This window comes from Halorubrum saccharovorum DSM 1137 (assembly GCF_000337915.1).
Taxonomy (GTDB): domain Archaea; phylum Halobacteriota; class Halobacteria; order Halobacteriales; family Haloferacaceae; genus Halorubrum; species Halorubrum saccharovorum.
The window spans coordinates 1-16398 of sequence record NZ_AOJE01000012.1; the positions used below are offsets into that span (position 1 = coordinate 1).

The 16398-nt window shown below is 71.5% G+C and carries 18 protein-coding genes; 11 read left to right on the forward strand and 7 right to left on the reverse strand.

The features are described from left to right. On the reverse strand, positions 1-464 hold a 464-nt coding region (locus tag C471_RS04055; protein ID WP_004046752.1), incomplete at its 3' end, for a YqcI/YcgG family protein. A gap of 118 nt (positions 465-582) precedes the next feature. Between C471_RS04055 and C471_RS04060 the strand changes: the two genes are divergently transcribed. The 8 genes from C471_RS04060 to C471_RS04095 all read left to right on the forward strand — a co-directional run bounded on the left by C471_RS04060 (position 583) and on the right by C471_RS04095 (position 8374). After that, a complete protein-coding gene (locus tag C471_RS04060) occupies positions 583-1197 on the forward strand; it encodes a DUF655 domain-containing protein (protein WP_004046753.1) in 615 nt (204 codons plus the stop codon). 98 nt (positions 1198-1295) lie between these two features. Beyond that, positions 1296-2183, forward strand: coding sequence for a 16S ribosomal RNA methyltransferase A (locus tag C471_RS04065; protein WP_004046754.1), 888 nt, complete (start codon positions 1296-1298; stop codon positions 2181-2183). Between the two features lie 4 nt (positions 2184-2187). Then, on the forward strand, positions 2188-3420 hold the full coding sequence (locus C471_RS04070; protein WP_004046755.1) for a mechanosensitive ion channel family protein: 1233 nt from the start codon (positions 2188-2190) through the stop codon (positions 3418-3420). Beyond that, positions 3417-4658, forward strand: a complete 1242-nt coding sequence (locus C471_RS04075) for a mechanosensitive ion channel family protein (RefSeq protein ID WP_004046756.1) — start codon at positions 3417-3419, stop codon at positions 4656-4658. Before C471_RS04070 ends, C471_RS04075 begins: the two co-directional genes overlap by 4 nt. Then, positions 4655-5251, forward strand: coding sequence for a HemK2/MTQ2 family protein methyltransferase (locus tag C471_RS04080; RefSeq protein ID WP_004046757.1), 597 nt, complete (start codon positions 4655-4657; stop codon positions 5249-5251). Before C471_RS04075 ends, C471_RS04080 begins: the two co-directional genes overlap by 4 nt. Before the next feature lie 259 nt (positions 5252-5510). Continuing rightward, positions 5511-6512 (forward strand): hypothetical protein, encoded by a 1002-nt coding sequence (locus tag C471_RS04085; protein ID WP_004046758.1) that lies wholly within the window; start codon positions 5511-5513, stop codon positions 6510-6512. Continuing rightward, positions 6512-7582: a methionine synthase gene (locus C471_RS04090; protein WP_004046759.1), complete on the forward strand. Its 1071-nt coding sequence runs from the start codon at positions 6512-6514 to the stop codon at positions 7580-7582. Before C471_RS04085 ends, C471_RS04090 begins: the two co-directional genes overlap by 1 nt. Positions 7583-7624: 42 nt before the next feature. Beyond that, positions 7625-8374 carry a sugar phosphate isomerase/epimerase family protein gene (locus tag C471_RS04095; protein ID WP_004046760.1) on the forward strand — a complete coding sequence of 250 codons (750 nt, stop codon included), beginning with the start codon at positions 7625-7627 and terminating at the stop codon, positions 8372-8374. A gap of 31 nt (positions 8375-8405) precedes the next feature. Here the strand turns inward: C471_RS04095 and C471_RS04100 are convergent, their stop codons facing one another. The 3 genes from C471_RS04100 to C471_RS04110 form a co-directional block, all read right to left on the reverse strand. Next, the gene (locus C471_RS04100; protein WP_004046761.1) at positions 8406-9314 is read right to left on the reverse strand and encodes a DUF7547 family protein; all 909 of its coding nucleotides are present in this window, start codon (positions 9312-9314) and stop codon (positions 8406-8408) included. 70 nt (positions 9315-9384) lie between these two features. Beyond that, positions 9385-10647, reverse strand: coding sequence for a GNAT family N-acetyltransferase (locus C471_RS04105; protein WP_004046762.1), 1263 nt, complete (start codon positions 10645-10647; stop codon positions 9385-9387). Positions 10648-10754: 107 nt separating this feature from the next. Next, positions 10755-11855: an NADH:flavin oxidoreductase/NADH oxidase gene (locus C471_RS04110; RefSeq protein WP_004046763.1), complete on the reverse strand. Its 1101-nt coding sequence runs from the start codon at positions 11853-11855 to the stop codon at positions 10755-10757. A 136-nt stretch (positions 11856-11991) separates the two neighbouring features. Here C471_RS04110 and C471_RS17585 point away from each other — a divergent pair, with 136 nt between their 5' ends. Next, on the forward strand, positions 11992-12153 hold the full coding sequence (locus tag C471_RS17585; protein ID WP_004046764.1) for a hypothetical protein: 162 nt from the start codon (positions 11992-11994) through the stop codon (positions 12151-12153). Positions 12154-12202: 49 nt separating this feature from the next. Here C471_RS17585 and C471_RS04115 read toward each other — a convergent pair whose 3' ends face one another. Continuing rightward, entirely contained in the window at positions 12203-12655 is a 453-nt protein-coding gene (locus C471_RS04115; RefSeq protein WP_004046765.1) for a DUF7124 domain-containing protein, read from the reverse strand. A gap of 119 nt (positions 12656-12774) precedes the next feature. Between C471_RS04115 and C471_RS04120 the strand changes: the two genes are divergently transcribed. Next, positions 12775-13602 carry a BtpA/SgcQ family protein gene (locus tag C471_RS04120; RefSeq protein WP_004046766.1) on the forward strand — a complete coding sequence of 276 codons (828 nt, stop codon included), beginning with the start codon at positions 12775-12777 and terminating at the stop codon, positions 13600-13602. A 25-nt stretch (positions 13603-13627) separates the two neighbouring features. Here the strand turns inward: C471_RS04120 and C471_RS04125 are convergent, their stop codons facing one another. Then, positions 13628-14638 (reverse strand): carbohydrate kinase family protein, encoded by a 1011-nt coding sequence (locus C471_RS04125; protein ID WP_004046767.1) that lies wholly within the window; start codon positions 14636-14638, stop codon positions 13628-13630. Positions 14639-14668: 30 nt separating this feature from the next. Continuing rightward, on the reverse strand, positions 14669-15133 hold the full coding sequence (locus tag C471_RS04130; protein WP_004046768.1) for a nucleoside deaminase: 465 nt from the start codon (positions 15131-15133) through the stop codon (positions 14669-14671). Between the two features lie 333 nt (positions 15134-15466). On the opposite strand from C471_RS04130, the gene C471_RS04135 reads away from it, so the two are divergent. Continuing rightward, entirely contained in the window at positions 15467-16390 is a 924-nt protein-coding gene (locus tag C471_RS04135; RefSeq protein ID WP_004046769.1) for a CehA/McbA family metallohydrolase, read from the forward strand. Positions 16391-16398 lie beyond the last annotated feature (8 nt).

Below are 16398 nucleotides of genomic sequence, written 5' to 3' on the forward strand. Positions count from 1 at the left end.
AGCGGCTCTCCGCCGAAAGAGAACTCGAACCGGGGCGTGTCCGGGTCGGTCGGGATGTCGTCGGGCCACGGCTCGGGGTCGTGAACGTGGAGGAACTCCAGGACGTGCCAGAGGCGCTCGTGGTAGCCCGCCTCGCCGGGGTCGCCGTCGGGCGGGCGGAAAAAGACCGCCAACGGGGCGCGGTCGGCGTGGTCCGCGTAGGTGTCGAGGTACTCCAGGAGGACGTCGCGGAGGCGGAGCAGGGCCGCCGGGTCGGTGGTCGACTCGCAGGCGGCGTACAGCAGGTCCCCCTCGCGCTCGACCTCGATGCCGAAGTAGCAGGGGAACGGCGAACCGTCGCGCTCGCCGAGCATCGACTCGCGGAACGTGCGGTAGTGCGCCTGCAGCCAGTCGGGCGCGTCGTCGAGCCGATCGTGGAGCGCCTCCTGGCCCAACAGCACGCCCTCGGTGCCGGGCTCGTTCATACCGCTCGTGAGGGACAGACGGGCTTTTGGCTTTCGCCGGCTCCAGAGGATCCGGAATCGGTCGCCCTCGGCCCCGCGCGCCAGCGGTTTTTTCACTGCGCGGAACGCTAAAACACGTATGAGCAATCCCGAAACCGACGCGCCCGACGCGGGCGGCACCTCCGACGCGGGGCCCGAATCCGGCGGGGGCGACGGTCCCGCGGTCGTCCTGTTGGACGTGATGCCCAACGGGCGACCGGACGACGACCGCCCGCAGTACCGGAAGTCGCCGGTCGCGTACGGGCTCGGAACGGACGCGTTCCGGCTGTACGAGCTCGCGCTCGACGAGGCGGCGGACGTCTCCGTGAGCGACCGGATCGCGCTCGACAGTCCCGAGGTCGGCCGGTATCGGGAGGTGTCGTTCGACGATCTCACACGGAACGCGGCCGCCGAGATCGAGTACGCGGTCGCGGACATCGTCGAGGGCAACGAGGAGCGCTTCGTCGATTTCTACAACGAGGCCGGCCCGATCACCCTCCGGCTCCACCAGCTCAACCTCCTGCCGGGGATCGGCAAACAGCTCCGGAACAAGGTGCTCGACGAGCGGAAGCGCGGCCCCTTCGAGAGCTTCGAGGAGGTCTCCGAGCGCATCGCCGGGCTTCACCGCCCGCGGGAGGTGATCGTCGAGCGGATCGTCGAGGAGATCCGCGAGGAGGACCTCAAGTACCGGCGGTTCGCCGGCCACGAGGAGTGAGGTCCCGCCGGCCCGGCGCGACGGGTCGACGGGTCGACGAGCCGACGAGCGACGCCCCGAAACGGGACTTTTACCCGGAGCGGCGGAGTAACGCGGCCATGACCGATTCATCGACGGGCGCTGGCGCGGCGTACGGGGACCGCGACCCCGACGCGCTCGCCCGGCGGGCCGGGGAGCGCGCGAACCCCGACCGCGACCAACACTTCCTCGTCGACGACCGCGTGCTCGATCGGATCCCCGCGTACCTCCCCGACGACGCCGACGCGAGCCACCTCTTGGAGATCGGCGGGGGAGCGGGCGCGCTCACCGACCGGCTGCTGGCGGCGGTCGCGGCTGAGAACGGCCGCCTCTCCGTGATCGAGCGCGACGGCGTCTTCGCCGACTTCCTCCGCGAGGAGTTCGCGACCGCGGTCGACGACGGCCTCCTCGACGTGATCGAGGGCGACGCGCTCGACGTCGACCTGCCGCCGTTCACCGCCTGCGTCGCCAACCTCCCGTACGGCGTCTCCTCGGAGATCGCCTTCCGGCTGCTCCCCGAGGGGAAGCCGCTCGTGCTGATGTTCCAGGCCGAGTTCGCCGACCGCATGGTGGCGTCCGCGGGCGAGTCCGAGTACGGTCGGCTCTCCGTCTCGGCCCAGCACTACGCGGCCGTGGAGATTGTCGAGCGGGTCCCGAAGGAGGCGTTCGATCCACAGCCAGCCGTCGAGAGCGCCGTCGTCCGGTGTACGCCCCGCGACCCGGAGTACGAGGTGGGCGACGAGGCGTTCTTCCTCCGGTTCGTGAAGGCGCTGTTCACCCAGCGGCGCAAGACGGTCCGGAACGCGGTCCGGAACACCGGCCACATCTCCGGGCTCGACGACCCGGAGTCGGTCGTCGACGCCGCCGACGAGGACCTGCTCCGCCGCCGACCTGGCGACCTAGAGCCGTCGGCGTTCGCGGCGCTGGCCGAGCTGGCTCGGGAGCGCGGCTCGCCGACGGAGGTCTGACCCGATGACGTGGCCGGGGGCTCCGCTCGCGCTTCAGATCCCGTGGTACTGGCGGTGGGCGCTCCGGATCGAACAGCGGTTCGAGACCACGGTCGAGCAGTACGCCGCGACCGCCGCCGCGATCGCGGCGCTGTTGCTCCTCGCGGGCCTGCTCGTCGTCGGGGGGCGATGGGCGAGAGAGCGGTTCGCCGACGACGTCGTCCGGACCGTTCAGTGGGCCGCCGTCACCGCCGCGACGTTCGTCTTCACCGGCTTCCTCGTGGGCGTCTGGGAGCTGACCGCCGAGGTCGAGGCCGCCTTCGAGTTCATCGCGATCGGTCCCTCGGACCTGATCCGCACGCTTGTGACAGCTATCGTCTTCGCCGGCGCGTACACCGCGACGCTGCTCACGAGGCGGGCGATCGCGTACGGGACTCGACGCGAGATGGTCTCGAAACACCAGCAGGAGATCGCCCACCACATCGTCCAGCTGGTCATGTTCGTCCCCGCGATCGCGTTCGTCGTCACGCTGTGGGGGATCCCGGTCGAGAGCCTGTTCCTCGGCGCGGGGGCGCTCGGCGTCGTCGTCGGCTTCGCGGCGCGAAAGACGCTCTCCGGGGCGCTCTCGGGGTTCGTCATCCTGTTCGCTCGCCCGTTCGAGGTCGGCGACTGGATCACCGTCTCGGACAGAGAGGGGATCGTCACCGAGGTCACCCTCTACAACACGCAGATCCGGACCTTCGACGAGGAGCACGTCCTCATCCCGAACGACGAGGTGACCGGCAGCGAGGTGACCAACTTCACGCGGACCGACTCGCTCCGACTGACGACCGACGTGGGGATCGACTACGACGCCGACATCGCGGCCGCCGCCCGCGTCGCCACCGAGGCGATGGAGGAGTGCGACGCCGTGAACGACACGCCCTCGCCCGACGTGATCCGGCGTCGCTTCGGCGACTCCGAGGTCGTGCTCCGGCTCCGCTACTGGATCCAGCCGCCGACGATCCAGCACAAGTGGAACGCGCAAAACGCCGTGATCGAGGCGGTCAAGGCGGCGTTCGATCGCGAGGGGATCCGGATCCCCTTCCCGCAGCGCGAGCTGTCGAACCGGCCGGGAACCGCGGTGTCGCCGGCCGGCGGTGACGCGGCCGGAGAACGGGCGTCGGGCGGAGACGGGACCGACGAAACGGCGTCGGGCGGAGACGGGACCGACGAAACGGCGTCGGGTGATGCCGCCGCCGACGGAGGGGACCCGTGATCGCGTCACTTCTCGCGCAGAGCGCGACCGCACTTCCCGGCCCCCTCGGCGACCTCTACGGGGCCCTGACGGGGAACGTCCGGCGCGTCGCGGCCTCCGTGCTGATCGTCGCCGCCGTGCTCGGCGTCCGGCTACTCACCGCCTGGGTGAAGCGACGGAACGGCGAGCTCTCCTCGAAGCGACGGCTCCTGCTGTCGATAGCGGTCGCCGGGGCCACCGCGGTCGGCGCGCTCTCGCTGCTCGCGGTGTGGGACCGGAGCGGCGCGCTCCTCGATGCCTACGAGTCGGCGGCGATCGCGGACCAGTTCTCGAACGTCGTGCTCGCGGTGGTGCTCCTGGCGAGCGCGTACGCAGTCACGGACTTCCTCGGGGGCGTCATCAGCGAGATATCCGCCGAGAGCGCGGCGCTGTCCGACCACCAGGAGGAGGTGATCCGGCGGCTCACTCAGATATCGGTGTACACCTTCGCGATTCTCGTCGTCGTCGGGCTGTTCACCGACAACGTCGGCGGGCTCCTCGTCGGGGCCGGATTCCTCGGGATCGTGGTCGGGATGGCGGCGCGCCAGACGCTCGGGGCGATCCTCGCCGGCTTCGTGCTGATGTTCTCCCGCCCGTTCGAGGTCGGCGACTGGGTGGAGGTCGGCGACCACGAGGGGACCGTGACGGAGATCTCGATCATGAGCACCCGCCTCCGGTCGTTCGACGGCGAGGTGATCACGCTCCCGAACGACGACGTGCGCTCGGGCTCGATAATCGACCGGTCGCGGCGGAACCGGCTGCGCATCGAGGTCGAGGTCGGCGTCGACTACGACACCGACGTCGAGCGCGCGGCGGCGGTGATCGAGGAGACCGTCGCCGGAGTCGAGGACGTGGCCGCGATGCCCGAGCCGAACGCCGTGACGAAGCGGTTCGCCGACTCCGCGGTCGTGCTCGGGCTCCGCTACTGGATCCGGAACCCGAGCATGCGCAAGCGCTGGCGCACCCAAACCGCCGCGATGAACGCGATCAAGGCGGCGCTCGAAGACGAGGGGATCGTGATCCCCTTCCCGCAGCAGACGCTCTCCGCGCGGAGCGCGGACGCCACCGGCCCGCAGTTGGACGCGTCGGTCGAGGGGCGAGCGGCGACTCGTAGCGGGTCGCGCTCGGGCGGCGAAAGCGGTGATCCGGACGCCGAGGGCGGAGAGGCGACCGAAAGTGAGGACGGAGACAGCGGCGGCTCAGAGGGGTCGAACCGATGACCGAAGACGATCCCGACGCCGGCCTCGCGGAGCGGCGCGGCGTCGACGAGGCCGTCGTGTACCAGCCGGCCGAGGACTCCGGGCTCCTCGCGGAGGCGGCCGTCGCGGAGGCGCACGGGCGGGTGCTGGAGGTCGGGACGGGCTCGGGATGGGTGGCTCAGCGGGTCGCCGAGGAGCGCGGGCTCGACGTGGTCGGCAGCGACCTCAATCCGCACGCCGCGCGACAGGCGCGCGAGCGCGGCGTCGAGGGGGTCGTCGCCGACCTCCTCTCGCCGTTCCGGGCGGACGCGTTCGACACGGTGTGTTTCAACCCGCCGTACCTCCCGACCGACCCGGACAACGAGTGGGACGACTGGATGGAGCACGCGCTCTCGGGCGGCGAGTCGGGCCGCGAACTCATCGAGCCGTTCCTCGACGACGTGGGGCGGGTGCTCGCGCCCGGCGGCGTCGTCCTGCTCCTGGTCTCGTCGCTGACGGGGTACGACGAGGTGCTCGACCTCGTCGAGGACGCCGGGTTCGACCACGAGGTCGTCGTCGAGGAGTCGTTCCCGTTCGAGACGCTCACCGTGTTGCGGCTCGAACGGCGAGCGTAGTCGGCTCAGTCGGCTCAGTCGGCCGGTCCGCCGCTCACGTCGCCGCCGGGTCGACGCGCCGCACCTTCTCGTCGGGCTCCCCGAATCGGTCCGGGCGGATCACGGCCGCCAGCTCGGTGGCGGAGGGGAACAGGGAGACGACGCTCATGGGTACCGATCCCCGACGGTCGGCTTAACGGTTCGGCTGGCCTCCGGTGATAACTTCAGAGCATAAAACGTATTAGCAAATATTATACGACGGCATATCGAACCAACGGTGATGACTGAACGAGTCGCGGCCACGCCGGGGCTGTACCCGCTCCCGGACTGGGCGAAGGAGACGCTCTCCGACCTCAAGGGGCACCAGAAGGGTGACCTCTTGAGCGGCGACGAGAGCAAGGCGATCGTCGAGGAGTACGCCGAGGTGCGCGCGGAGTACGTCGACGACCAGTTGGACGCCGGCCTCGACCGCGTCGTCGAGGGACAGGGGCGCTGGGACGACATGATCGCGCACCCGCTGACGGTGCACGACAGCGTCGAGACCGGCGGGATCGTCCGGTACTACGACAACAACAACTTCTACCGCGACCCGCGGGTCGTCGACGACCTCGACGCCTCCGGCGACGTGGCGCGGGAACTGGAGCGGGCGACCGACCTGATCGACGGGGAGGCGCCCCTCGCGGCGACGCTTCCCGGTCCCTACTCGCTCGCAGAACTCGCGACCGACGAACACTACGGTGACGAGGCCGCGTTCCAGGCCGCGATCGCCGAGTTCCTCGCCGGCGAGGTCGAGGCGTTCCCGGCCCACGAGACGCTGTTCCTCCTCGAGCCGTCGCTGGTGACGAACCCGCCGGCCGACGGCGAGGAGTCGGCCGCGACGGACGCGATCGCGACGGTCACCGACGCGACCGACGCCGACGTGGTCGTCCAGACCTTCTACGGCGCGCTTGACGAGAAGCTGTACGCGCACCTCGTCGACGAGGCGGGCGCGGACGCGCTCGGGCTCGACCTCGTCGCCGGCGACCGCGACGACACCGTGTACAACGTCCAGGAGTTCGGCGCCACCGACTCGCTCGCGCTCGGGCTCGTCGACGGGCAGAACACGCTCGTCGAGGAGCCGGAGACGGTCGCGGAGCGCGTCGAGTGGTTCGAGTCGCAGGTGCCCGCGGAAGGATTCGACACGACCTACCTGACGCCGAACACCGAGCTGTTCTACCTGCCCGCCAACAAGTACCGCGCGAAGCTGAACGCCCTTTCCGCCGCCGCGGAGGTGCTCGATTAATGGTCCGAAATCCGTCTGCCAACCGCGAACAGTTCCGCCCGCACGACCACCCGAACGACGCGTTCCTGCTCACGACCGTCGTCGGCTCGTACCCGAAGCCGAAGTGGCTCAACCGCGCCGACGAGCTGGTCGACGACCCCGACTCGAAGTTCGACGAAGGGGATCTGGAGGAGGCCCACGACGACGCCTGTCGGCTGATCACCCACGAGCACGAGCGCGCCGGGCTCGACACGGTCGTCGACGGCGAGATGCGCCGCAACGAGATGGTGGAGTTCTTCGCCGACCGGATCGACGGCTACGAGTTCAACGGCCCCGTGAAGGTGTGGGGCCACAACTACTTCGACAAGCCCTCCGTCGTCGAGGAGGTCGAGTACGACGAGCCGTGGCTCGTCGACGAGTTCGAGTTCACCTCCGACGTGTCCGAGCGCCCCGTCAAGGTGCCGATCACGGGGCCGTACACCCTCGGGTTCTGGGCGTTCAACGAGGCGTACCCCTCCACCGAGGAGCTCGTGTACGACCTCGCGGACCTCGTCAACGAGGAGGTCGAGAAGCTGGTCGAGGCCGGCGCGCGCTACATCCAGATCGACGAGCCCGCGCTGGCGACGACGCCCGAGGACCACGCCATCGTCGGCGAGGCCCTCGAACGCATCGTCTCGGGCATCGACGAGGAGGTCCGGATCGGCCTCCACGTCTGTTACGGCGACTACTCGCGGATCTACCCCGAGATCAACGACTACCCGATCGACGAGTTCGACGTGGAGCTGTGTAACGGCGACTTCGAGCAGATCCCCACGTTCACCGACCCCGAGTTCGAGCCCGACCTCGCGCTCGGCGTCGTCGACGCCCACACCGCCGAGATCGAGCCCGTCGAGGAGATCAAAGAGAACATCCGGCAGGGCCTCCGCGTCGTCCCGCCGGAGAAGCTCACGATCTCGCCCGACTGCGGACTGAAGCTCCTTCCCCGTGAGATCGCGTACGGCAAGACCGAGAACATGGTCACCGCGGTCCGCGAGGTCGAGGCCGAGATCGACTCGGGCGCGATCGACGTGGACAACCCGCTCGACGACTGAGTCGGCGGCACCATTTATCCGAACGCCGCCCCGACCGCCGACATGGACATCGGCCTCACCGTCGGCGACGACCTCGACCGGCTCGCGGCGTCGCCGTCGCGGTTCGACTTCTGCGAGCTCGGCGTCGGTGAACCGACGCTCGTACCGGGCGAGATCGACCGCGGGCGGCTGACTGACGCGCTCAACGGCCGCGACCTGCTCGTCCATCTCCCGTACAGCCAGCGGCTGGCGACGTACGTCCCCGAGGTCAACGACGCGATCGTCGGCTACCAGCGCCGCCTCTTAGAGGCCGCCGGCGACCTGGGCGCCGAGAAGGCCGTCCTCCACGCCACCTCCGCCGACCGCGACGACACCGAGTTCCGCGAGGTCGCCGCCGACCAGCTCCGGCGAGTCACCGACGCCGGCCGCGAGGCGGGCGTCGAGGTCGTCGTCGAGAACGTCGGCCACCAGCACGCGGGGCTCCAGCTGTCCGTCCTCGGCGACCTCGCTCGGGAGACCGACACCCCGATCTGCTTCGACCTCGGCCACGCGTACATGGAGGGCGACAACAAGGCGATAAAGCGGTTCCTGCGGAGCCACGGCGACCGGATCTCCCACCTCCACTGTCACGACGTCCGCCGCCGCGGCGACACCCATCTCCCTGTGGGGGCCGGCGAGGTCGACTACGGCCTCGTGGAGTCCGAGCTTAGCGGCTTCGACGGCACCGTCGCCCTCGAGGTGTTCACCGACGACGAGACGCTCCTCCTCGACTCGGCCGAGCGGGTCGCGAAGCGGCTCGGCGTCGACTTCTGAAGGGCCGAGCGGCGGGTCGGATATCCGGCGGTCAGGCCGAGTCGCGGTCGGTGTCGTCGTCTCCGCCGACCGGTTCGTCGTCGTCTCCGTCATTGATAGAACCGCCCTTCTCCGTCGAATCCGGGTCGGTGTCGGCCGCCGCGTCCTCGGTGTCTCCCGTCTCGTCACCGGCGTCCGCCGCCTCGTTGTCGGCCGCGGCCGCCGCCTCAGACTCGTCGTCGCCGAGCTGGCGCTTGATCGACTCGAGCTCCGACTCCACGTCGACCTCGGGCGCGGGGTCGTCGTCGTCGGGGTCGTCCGCGTCCCCCTTCTCGTGTTCGCCCTCCCCGTCCGGGTCGGTCACGTCGATCCGGACGCCGCGGTCGCCGCTGCCGCTGCCGCTACCGCCGCGGTCGTCGTCGTTCGCGTCGCCGGTGGGATGGTTCTCGTCCCGTGCGTCGGACCGCTCCCGCCGCCCGCGCCGTGCCGCGTCGGCCTCGCGTCGCCCCTCGTCGATCCGGGCCTCGATCTCCGCCGTGAGGTCGCGCGCGTCCTCGATGATCGACCGCGAGGCGGCCTCCTCCGGGAGGTCGGCCTCGGAGAGGGCCGTTCGAAGCTCCGAGAGCGACCGCGAGAGCCCGGCGCTCGCGCCGTCTCGCACGTCGCCGAGCCGGTCGGCCGCCGAGCCCGCCTCGTCGAGGCTCCGGCCGGGGTCGGCGAGCCGGAGCGTCCCCTGCACCAGTTCGAGCGACTTGATCGTCGTTTCGAGGAGGGCGATCAGCGTCGGGATGGTGTACCGCTCGGTGAATCGGACGAGCTCGGAGAGCCGCGGCGGTCGCGGGGGGCCGCGGCGATCCCGCTCGGTCTCGCGGAGGTCGCGGCGGAGCTCGCTCAACACGGCTTCGAGCTCGTCGAGCCGCTCCTCGAGGTCGTCGTCGCGTCGGTCGTCGCGGGAACTCATGCCGCGTCGTAGGCGGTCCGCGGATAAAAAGCCCGGCCGGGTCGCGGAAGCGCTCTTCGAGCGGAACGCCTCAGAACCCCTCGCGCAGGTGCGTCGTCCGCGGCGGGAACAGCGTTCGGAGGTCGTCGCCGAGCGGGGAATCGACGGTGAGCCCGTCGCTCCGGACCGCCTCGTCGACCGACGTGTACCCGACGTACAGCTGCGAGAGGGCGCCGATGTCGACCGCGGCGTCCGCGGTTTCTTTGCCGCCGCTTTCCGGCTCGCCGCGCTCGGCGGCGCCCCCGCGCTCGGCGGCGCCCCCGCGCTCGACCGCCACCGACCCGTCCGCGACGGCGACCCGGAACGTCCCGTCGTTCCAGTCGGCGAGGGGGTCGACGACAGAGAGCGAGAACGCGGTCTCGATCTCCGGGCCCGGGGCGAGCGCTTCGAGGGCGGCGGCGACGTCGACGAGCCGGACCATCGGCCCGGTCCGGACCTCGCAGTCGACCGCGCGAGGGTCGTCGACGAGGTCGAGTACTGGCGCGTCCGGCGGGGCGCGGATCCGGATCTCGGAGACCTGTGAGTCGTGATTGCGGAAGAGTCTGAGGAGCTGGAACCACGCCTCGTCGTCCGCGACGGCGACGTCGGAGACGCGCATCACGGGGTCGTCCGCGTCGCCCGCGTCGTCGTCGAAGCTGTACGCGCAGAGCGCCCGGAGGTCGCCGCCTCGCTCCCAGCCGTAGACGAACGGGTCGGTCTTCCACCCTTGCAGGGCGCGCTCGCGCCACCACTCCTCGGTCCAGTCCATCGTCAGGTCGTAGCGGTCCGCCATCGCCGCGAGCACAGGCTTCACGGCCGCGTAGTCGTCCTCTCCGAGCCGGCGGAAGGTCCCGGCGTCGGCGCCCGCGGTCGCGATCAGGTCGTCGACGAAGCCGAGCTGCTCCGGCGGCGCGGTGAGGTGGCGGTAGCGGCTCCCGGTCGCCCAGCCGTAGCCGGCGTAGAAGGGGTACTCGAAGGGCCACAGCGTCGAGACGGAGACGCCGCGGTCGCGGTACTCCGCCAACGACTCCCGGAGCATGCGGCCGATGTTCCCCTGCCGTCGGTGTTCCGGGGGAGACGCGACCGCGGAGAGCCCGGCGACCTCGCGGTCGTCGCCGCGGATCCGCAGCGAGAAGTAGTGGTGCGCGCAGACCGCGACCGGGTCGCCGCCGTCGAACAGGCCCCGCGTGTCGGCGATGGTGTCCCGGTCGTCCGCCTCCTCGGGATCGTACGGTCCCTCGGCGGGGGAGAACGCGTACCGCATGAACGCGTCGAACTCGTCGGCGCGCTCGTCGGGGAACTCTCGGTACTCCATACCCCGTCGGTTCGCGGGAGCGGAATAAGTCTTCCCGGAGCGTGCGGGGGGGTCTCGTCCTCGTGGAGGACTCGCCTCGGCCGGAATGACACGGGCGGCGACCCGTCTCAGTCGAACCGACCGCGCCGGTACTGCACCGGCCAGTCGGCGTCCGCGCCGAGCTCGTGGGCGGCCTCCAGCGGCCAGTACGGGTGGCGGAGCATCTCGCGGCCGAGCGCGACGAGGTCGGCCCGACCGTTTCGGACGAGGGCGTCGGCGTGAGTCGGCTCCGTGATCCCGCCGACCGCGGCGACCGGCACGTCGGTCCCCTCGCGGATCGCCTCGGCGTACGGGACTTGGTACCCCGGCCCGGTGCCCGGGAGCCGCTGGTCCGGGTGGATCCCGCCGCCGGAGACGTCGATCAGGTCGGCGCCGGCCTCGGCGAGCAGGGGTGCCAGCCGCACGGAGTCGTCGACGTCCCACGAGTCGCGGTCCGGGAGCCAGTCGGTCGCGGAGATCCGGACGAAGACGGGCTTGTCGTCGGGCCAGACCTCGCGGACGGCCTCGACGACCTCGCGGACGAGGCGGGTGCGGTTCTCGAAGCTCCCGCCGTACGCGTCGTCGCGGTCGTTGGTGACCGGCGAGAGGAACTGGTGGAGCAGGTAGCCGTGGGCCGCGTGGACCTCCGCGACCTCGAACCCGATGTCGAGCGAGCGCTCCGCGGCGGCCGCGAACGCGTCGATCACCTCGTCGATCCCCCCGCCGTCCAGCCGGCTCGTCGCGGCCAGTTCGTCCTCGCCGGCACCCGGGTCCGGGTACGGCGCGTCGGTCGCGGAGACCGTCTCCCAGCCGCGCTCGCGGTCCGTGGGGATCGGATCGCCGCCCTCGGCCGGGGGTCGGTGCGAGGCCTTCCGGCCGGCGTGGGCGAGCTGAATCCCGGGCGTCGCGCCCTGTGACCCGACGAATTCGACGATCGGTTCGATCGCCTCGGCGTGCTCGTCCGACCAGACCCCCAGGCAGTCAGGCGTGATGCGCCCACGCGGTTCGACCGCGGTCGCCTCGGTCATCACGACCCCTGCTCCGCCGGCGGCGCGCGAGCCGAGGTGAACCCGGTGCCAGTCGTTCGCGAACCCGTCGTCCGCGGAGTACTGGCACATCGGCGACAACATCACGCGGTTGCGGAACTCGGTGTCGCGCAGCGTGAACGGACTGAAAAGCGAATCCGGCATCGTCTCCGTCGACGGCCGCCACGGGCTAAGGGGATCCGATCCCCCGCCCGTCTCGCCGCCGCCGGAAGTGAGGGGGATCCCAGGGAATTTAGGCCGACCGAAACCTATAACCCCCCGCACCTCTGACGCATCGGTAATGACAGCCGGGGACCGGATCGAACGCGAAGTCGAAGAGTCGTCGGACGCACGGCCGTCGGTCGCGGCGAGTCGCTGTTCGCCCGACCGCACCGTCTTCACCGAGGAAGGGAACACGGACGCGTGGATCGCGACCGATCTGACCGTCGAACTGGAGCGATAGCGGACCGCCTTCTCCCCCGTTCTCTCCCTCTCTCTCCGGACAGCGCCGCTCAGCCCAACCGCTCTCGCACCGCCCGCCACAGCCGACCGACGACGCCCGAATCGCTCGACTGGTCGGGCTCCGAGAGCGCCCAGCCCGCCTTCTCCGCCGCCTCGTCGATCGGCACGTACTCGAAGCCGACGTGAGTCGCGACGCGCCGGTTCGCGGTCGACGTGCCGACGAACACCGCCCGCGGAGCGTCGGTCTCCTCGTAGATGTCGCCGAGCGTCCCCCACTTGTCCCAGCTCCGGAGCGCGTAGTCGTTCTCGATTCCGGTCTCGCCGGCGAACCGCTCGACCGCGTCCGCGTCGTTGGCGACGATTCCGACGTGACGGCTCCACTCCCGCGCGTCCGCCATCGCCGCCTCCGGCTCCGCGAGCCGCCGGGCGGCCCCCAACGAGAGGACGAGCGTCACTTCGCCGGTGCGGTCGACGGGGTCGGAAGTGTCGACGTCGATACCCATCTCTCTGAGCCCGTTCGCGCCCGAGCGGGTAAACGGTGGGGGAGGCGGCGGCGTCCGCACGGCGCGGGCGGCTCCCGTGTGGTGAGACTTATCGGCCGAGAGGCTCTTCGGTCGGTATCATGGAGTTCGAGGCCACCTTCGGCACGGACGCACCGGTGATCGGCATGGTACACCTCCCGCCCCTTCCGGGGGCGCCGAAGGCGCCGGACGACGGCGCGGCCGCGATGCGGGACGCGCTCGACCGCGCCGCCGCCGACGCCCGCGCGCTCGACCGCGGCGGCGTCGACGGGATCATGGTGGAGAACTTCGGGGACGCCCCCTTCTACCCGGACGACGCGCCGAAACACGTCGTCGCGAGCGTCACCCGGGCCGCGACGGAAATCGCGGGCGAGACCGACCTCCCGCTCGGGATCAACGTCCTCCGCAACGACGCGGAGGCGGCCCTGTCGGTCGCCGCCGCGGTCGACGCCGACTACGTCCGCGTGAACGTCCACACCGGCTCGCGAGTCACGGACCAGGGAGTCGTGCAGGGGAAGGCCCACGAGACGATCCGCCTCCGAGACCGGCTCGGCGTCGACGCGGGCGTGTTCGCCGACACGGACGTGAAACACTCCGCGCCGCTCTCGGCCGAGGGACACTCCGCGGAGTCGTTCGCCGACACCGCGGAGCGCGGGCTCGCGGACGCCGTGATCGCCTCGGGACGCGGCACGGGCGAGGCGTTGGACTCGGAGGCGCTCGAAGCGGTCGTCGCCGACCGCGACGCGCACGGCCTCGACACCCCGGTCCTCGTCGGGAGCGGGGTCCGGGCCGACACGGTCGCCGACGTGCTCGGGGTCGCCGACGGCGCGATCGTCGGCACCGCGCTCAAGGAGGGCGGCGAGACGACCGCGCCGGTCGACGCCGACCGGGTGGCGGAGCTCGTCGCGCGGGCCGACGAGGTTCGGTGACGGATCGATACCCCCACGACCTCGCTCAGAACCCGCGCTCCGCGAGGAACGCCTCCACCTCGCCTCGGGTCGGGAGCCCCGGCTGCGCGAACCGGGACGTGCAGTTGATCGCGGCGACCGCGGCCGCGAACCGGACGCCGTCGGCGACGCCCGCGCGCTCGCGGCGTGAGGCGCCGCCGTCGCCCCCGGCGATCCACCGATCGATCAGCCCCGCGGTGAACGAGTCGCCGGCGCCGGTCGCGTCGATCACGTCGACGTCGAACGCGTCGAACTCGGTGCCTTCGCCGCCGGCGACGGCCGTCATCCCGTCCGCGCCGTGGGTGAGGACCGCGCGGGGCCACCCGTCGCCGGTCAGCGAAGGCTCGCTACCGCCCCGCGCCCGCTGTGCGGCCGCGACCCGTTCCACCGCCGCGTCCGGCCCGCCGAAGTAGGCCGCGGCCGCCACGTCGTCGGCGACGAACAGGTCCGCGGCGTGGAGCAGCCGGCGGACCGTCTCCGGCTCGGTCCCCCTCCCGACGAGTTCCTCGACCGAGCCGGAGAGGTCGAAGACGAGCGCGGGCGGGTCGGCGGCCGACTCGACGGTATCGAGCACCGCCCGCGAGACCGCGTCGGGCGTGTAGCCGGTGAGGAAGACCGTCTCGGCCGCTGCGAGCGCCTCTCGGTCGGCGTCGTCCAGCCGGAGCCGGCGGAAGCTCTCGCCCGCGGTGACGATGGCGCGCTCGCCGTCGGGGTCGCTGAGGATCACCGACCGCGTCGAGGGGTCGTCGCCGACCGAGACGCGCGAGGCGTCGACGCCGGTGTCCGCGAGGTACTCGCGCGCCCGCTCGCCGTACTCGTCGTCGCCGACGCGGCTCACGAGCCCCACGTCGCGTCCGAGCCGGTCGAGCGCGACGCAGACGTTGGCGCCGACGCCGCCGAACGCGGTCGTCACCTCGCTCGCGAACGCGCCGCCGTCGGGCTCGGGGAGGTTGCTGACGGCGTACCACTCGTCTATCACCGCGGCGCCGACCGCGAGGACCGGGGGCGGTCCGGTCATGGGCACCGAGACCTCCCTCGTTCGCTCACGCTACGATTCACCGCACACCGATTCGTGGAGCTCCATCGCGGCCGCCTCGGCGATCGGTCCCTCGACAGCCGTGTCGCCGTCGCCCCGGCGGATCACCTCGGCGCAGGGGATGGGCACCACGTCGCCCGTGAGCGCGTCGAGCGTCTCGCCCGCGACGCCGAAGACGACCCGACCGATCCCGGCGTAGTGGATACCGGTCGCGCACATCGGACACGGCTCGGTGCTGGCGTACATCGTGCAACGGGCGCGCTCCTCGGCGTCGAGCTCGCGACCGGCCCACCGCGCGAGCGTCAGTTCCGGATGGGCCGCCAGGTCGTTCTCGGTCAGCGTCTCGTTGCGGTCTTCGGCGACGACCTCGCCGTCGAGGACGAGCAGCGCGCCGAAGGGCGTGTTCCCCCTCTCGACGGCCTCATCGGCGAGTTCGATCGCCCGGTCGACGTACTCGCGGTCAGTCGGATCGGCCATACACCCGTGTTCGCCCGCGGGTACCTAACCCTTCGTCCGGCGCGCCGGGCTATCCGCCCTCCGGCGGGCCGGCCTGCGACGGCTTCCCGTCGGCGCCGGCGTCGGTGCCCTCACCGGTCGCGCCGGCGTCTTTCGGTGCCGGAGCGGCTGGAGAGGCCGCGGCCGGCGAGGAGACCGACGATCAGGCCGCCGCGATCCGGGAGTTCCGCGAGCAGAAGCGGCAGAGGAGGCGGCGGACGCCGAGGAGGGCGATCCCCCGTCGATCGAATCAGGGGCCCGTTCGGCTGACGGGGAGTCGCTCGCGTTTATGTGTCTACCGGCGTTACCCCAGCCGTGTCCCGCGTCACCGTCAGCATCGACCCCCACGTCCACTCGGACGACAGCTACGACGGCCACGAGCCGGTGGAGCTCATCTTGGAACACGCAGCGGAGATCGGGCTCGACGCGGTGGTGATAACCGATCACGACGTGATCGGCGAGTCGAAGCGCGCGGCGGATATCGCCGAGGAGTACGGGCTGATCGGCATCCCCGGCGTCGAGGTGTCGACCGCGCACGGACATCTGCTCGCGATCGGTATCGAGCGCATGCCGCCGCGCCGGCGCCCCTACGACGAGACGATCGCGTGGATCCGCGAGCACGGCGGCGTCGCGATCGTTCCCCACCCCTTCCAGCGGTCGCGCCACGGCGTCCGCGAGCGGAACATCCCCGTGCCGGGTTCCGACGGCGCGGGCGCCGAGGCGGGGGGCGAACTCGCCGACGGCGGCACGAACGCCGGTGGCGGGAACGCGCTCTCGGACGCCGAGGGCGGCGGGGTCCCCGAGGTCGACGCGGTCGAGGTGTTCAACGCGTGGCTGTTCACCGGCTACCGCAACCGCCGCGCGCGGCGGTTCGCCGCCGAGCACGGCTATCCGGGGATCGCGGCGAGCGACGCGCACCACCTGGAGTACGTCGGGCGCGCGTTCACCGAAGTCGAGGTTCCGGGGCGCGAGTCGGTCGACGCGGTCACGGCCGACGACGTGCTCGACGCGATCCGGAACGGGACCACGCGGGTCGACGGCCGCCGCGCGCCGATCCGGATGGCGGCGAAACACTACGTCGGCGCCGCCGGCCGCAAGTCGGGGTACTACGCGCGGACCGGCGCGACCCGGAGCGCGACCGCCGCGCGCCGCGGCGTCGCCGAGATCGTCTCGACCGCCAGGGTCGCCGTCTCGCAGGGCGCGCACCGCGCCGCGCGCGTCCTCTCGTGGGTGACCTGACCGCCCCG

Excerpts from the sequence above, each read along its gene's own strand:
- C471_RS04060 (WP_004046753.1), top strand. The coding sequence starts at position 583 with ATGAGCAATCCCGAAACCGACGCGCCCGACGCGGGCGGCACCTCCGAC.
- C471_RS04065 (WP_004046754.1), top strand. The coding sequence starts at position 1,296 with ATGACCGATTCATCGACGGGCGCTGGCGCGGCGTACGGGGACCGCGAC.
- C471_RS04070 (WP_004046755.1), top strand. The coding sequence starts at position 2,188 with ATGACGTGGCCGGGGGCTCCGCTCGCGCTTCAGATCCCGTGGTACTGG.
- C471_RS04080 (WP_004046757.1), top strand. The coding sequence starts at position 4,655 with ATGACCGAAGACGATCCCGACGCCGGCCTCGCGGAGCGGCGCGGCGTC.
- C471_RS04085 (WP_004046758.1), top strand. The coding sequence starts at position 5,511 with ATGACTGAACGAGTCGCGGCCACGCCGGGGCTGTACCCGCTCCCGGAC.
- C471_RS04090 (WP_004046759.1), top strand. The coding sequence starts at position 6,512 with ATGGTCCGAAATCCGTCTGCCAACCGCGAACAGTTCCGCCCGCACGAC.
- C471_RS04095 (WP_004046760.1), top strand. The coding sequence starts at position 7,625 with ATGGACATCGGCCTCACCGTCGGCGACGACCTCGACCGGCTCGCGGCG.
- C471_RS04100 (WP_004046761.1), bottom strand. The coding sequence starts at position 9,314 with ATGAGTTCCCGCGACGACCGACGCGACGACGACCTCGAGGAGCGGCTC.
- C471_RS04105 (WP_004046762.1), bottom strand. The coding sequence starts at position 10,647 with ATGGAGTACCGAGAGTTCCCCGACGAGCGCGCCGACGAGTTCGACGCG.
- C471_RS04110 (WP_004046763.1), bottom strand. The coding sequence starts at position 11,855 with ATGCCGGATTCGCTTTTCAGTCCGTTCACGCTGCGCGACACCGAGTTC.
- C471_RS17585 (WP_004046764.1), top strand. The coding sequence starts at position 11,992 with ATGACAGCCGGGGACCGGATCGAACGCGAAGTCGAAGAGTCGTCGGAC.
- C471_RS04115 (WP_004046765.1), bottom strand. The coding sequence starts at position 12,655 with ATGGGTATCGACGTCGACACTTCCGACCCCGTCGACCGCACCGGCGAA.
- C471_RS04120 (WP_004046766.1), top strand. The coding sequence starts at position 12,775 with ATGGAGTTCGAGGCCACCTTCGGCACGGACGCACCGGTGATCGGCATG.
- C471_RS04125 (WP_004046767.1), bottom strand. The coding sequence starts at position 14,638 with ATGACCGGACCGCCCCCGGTCCTCGCGGTCGGCGCCGCGGTGATAGAC.
- C471_RS04130 (WP_004046768.1), bottom strand. The coding sequence starts at position 15,133 with ATGGCCGATCCGACTGACCGCGAGTACGTCGACCGGGCGATCGAACTC.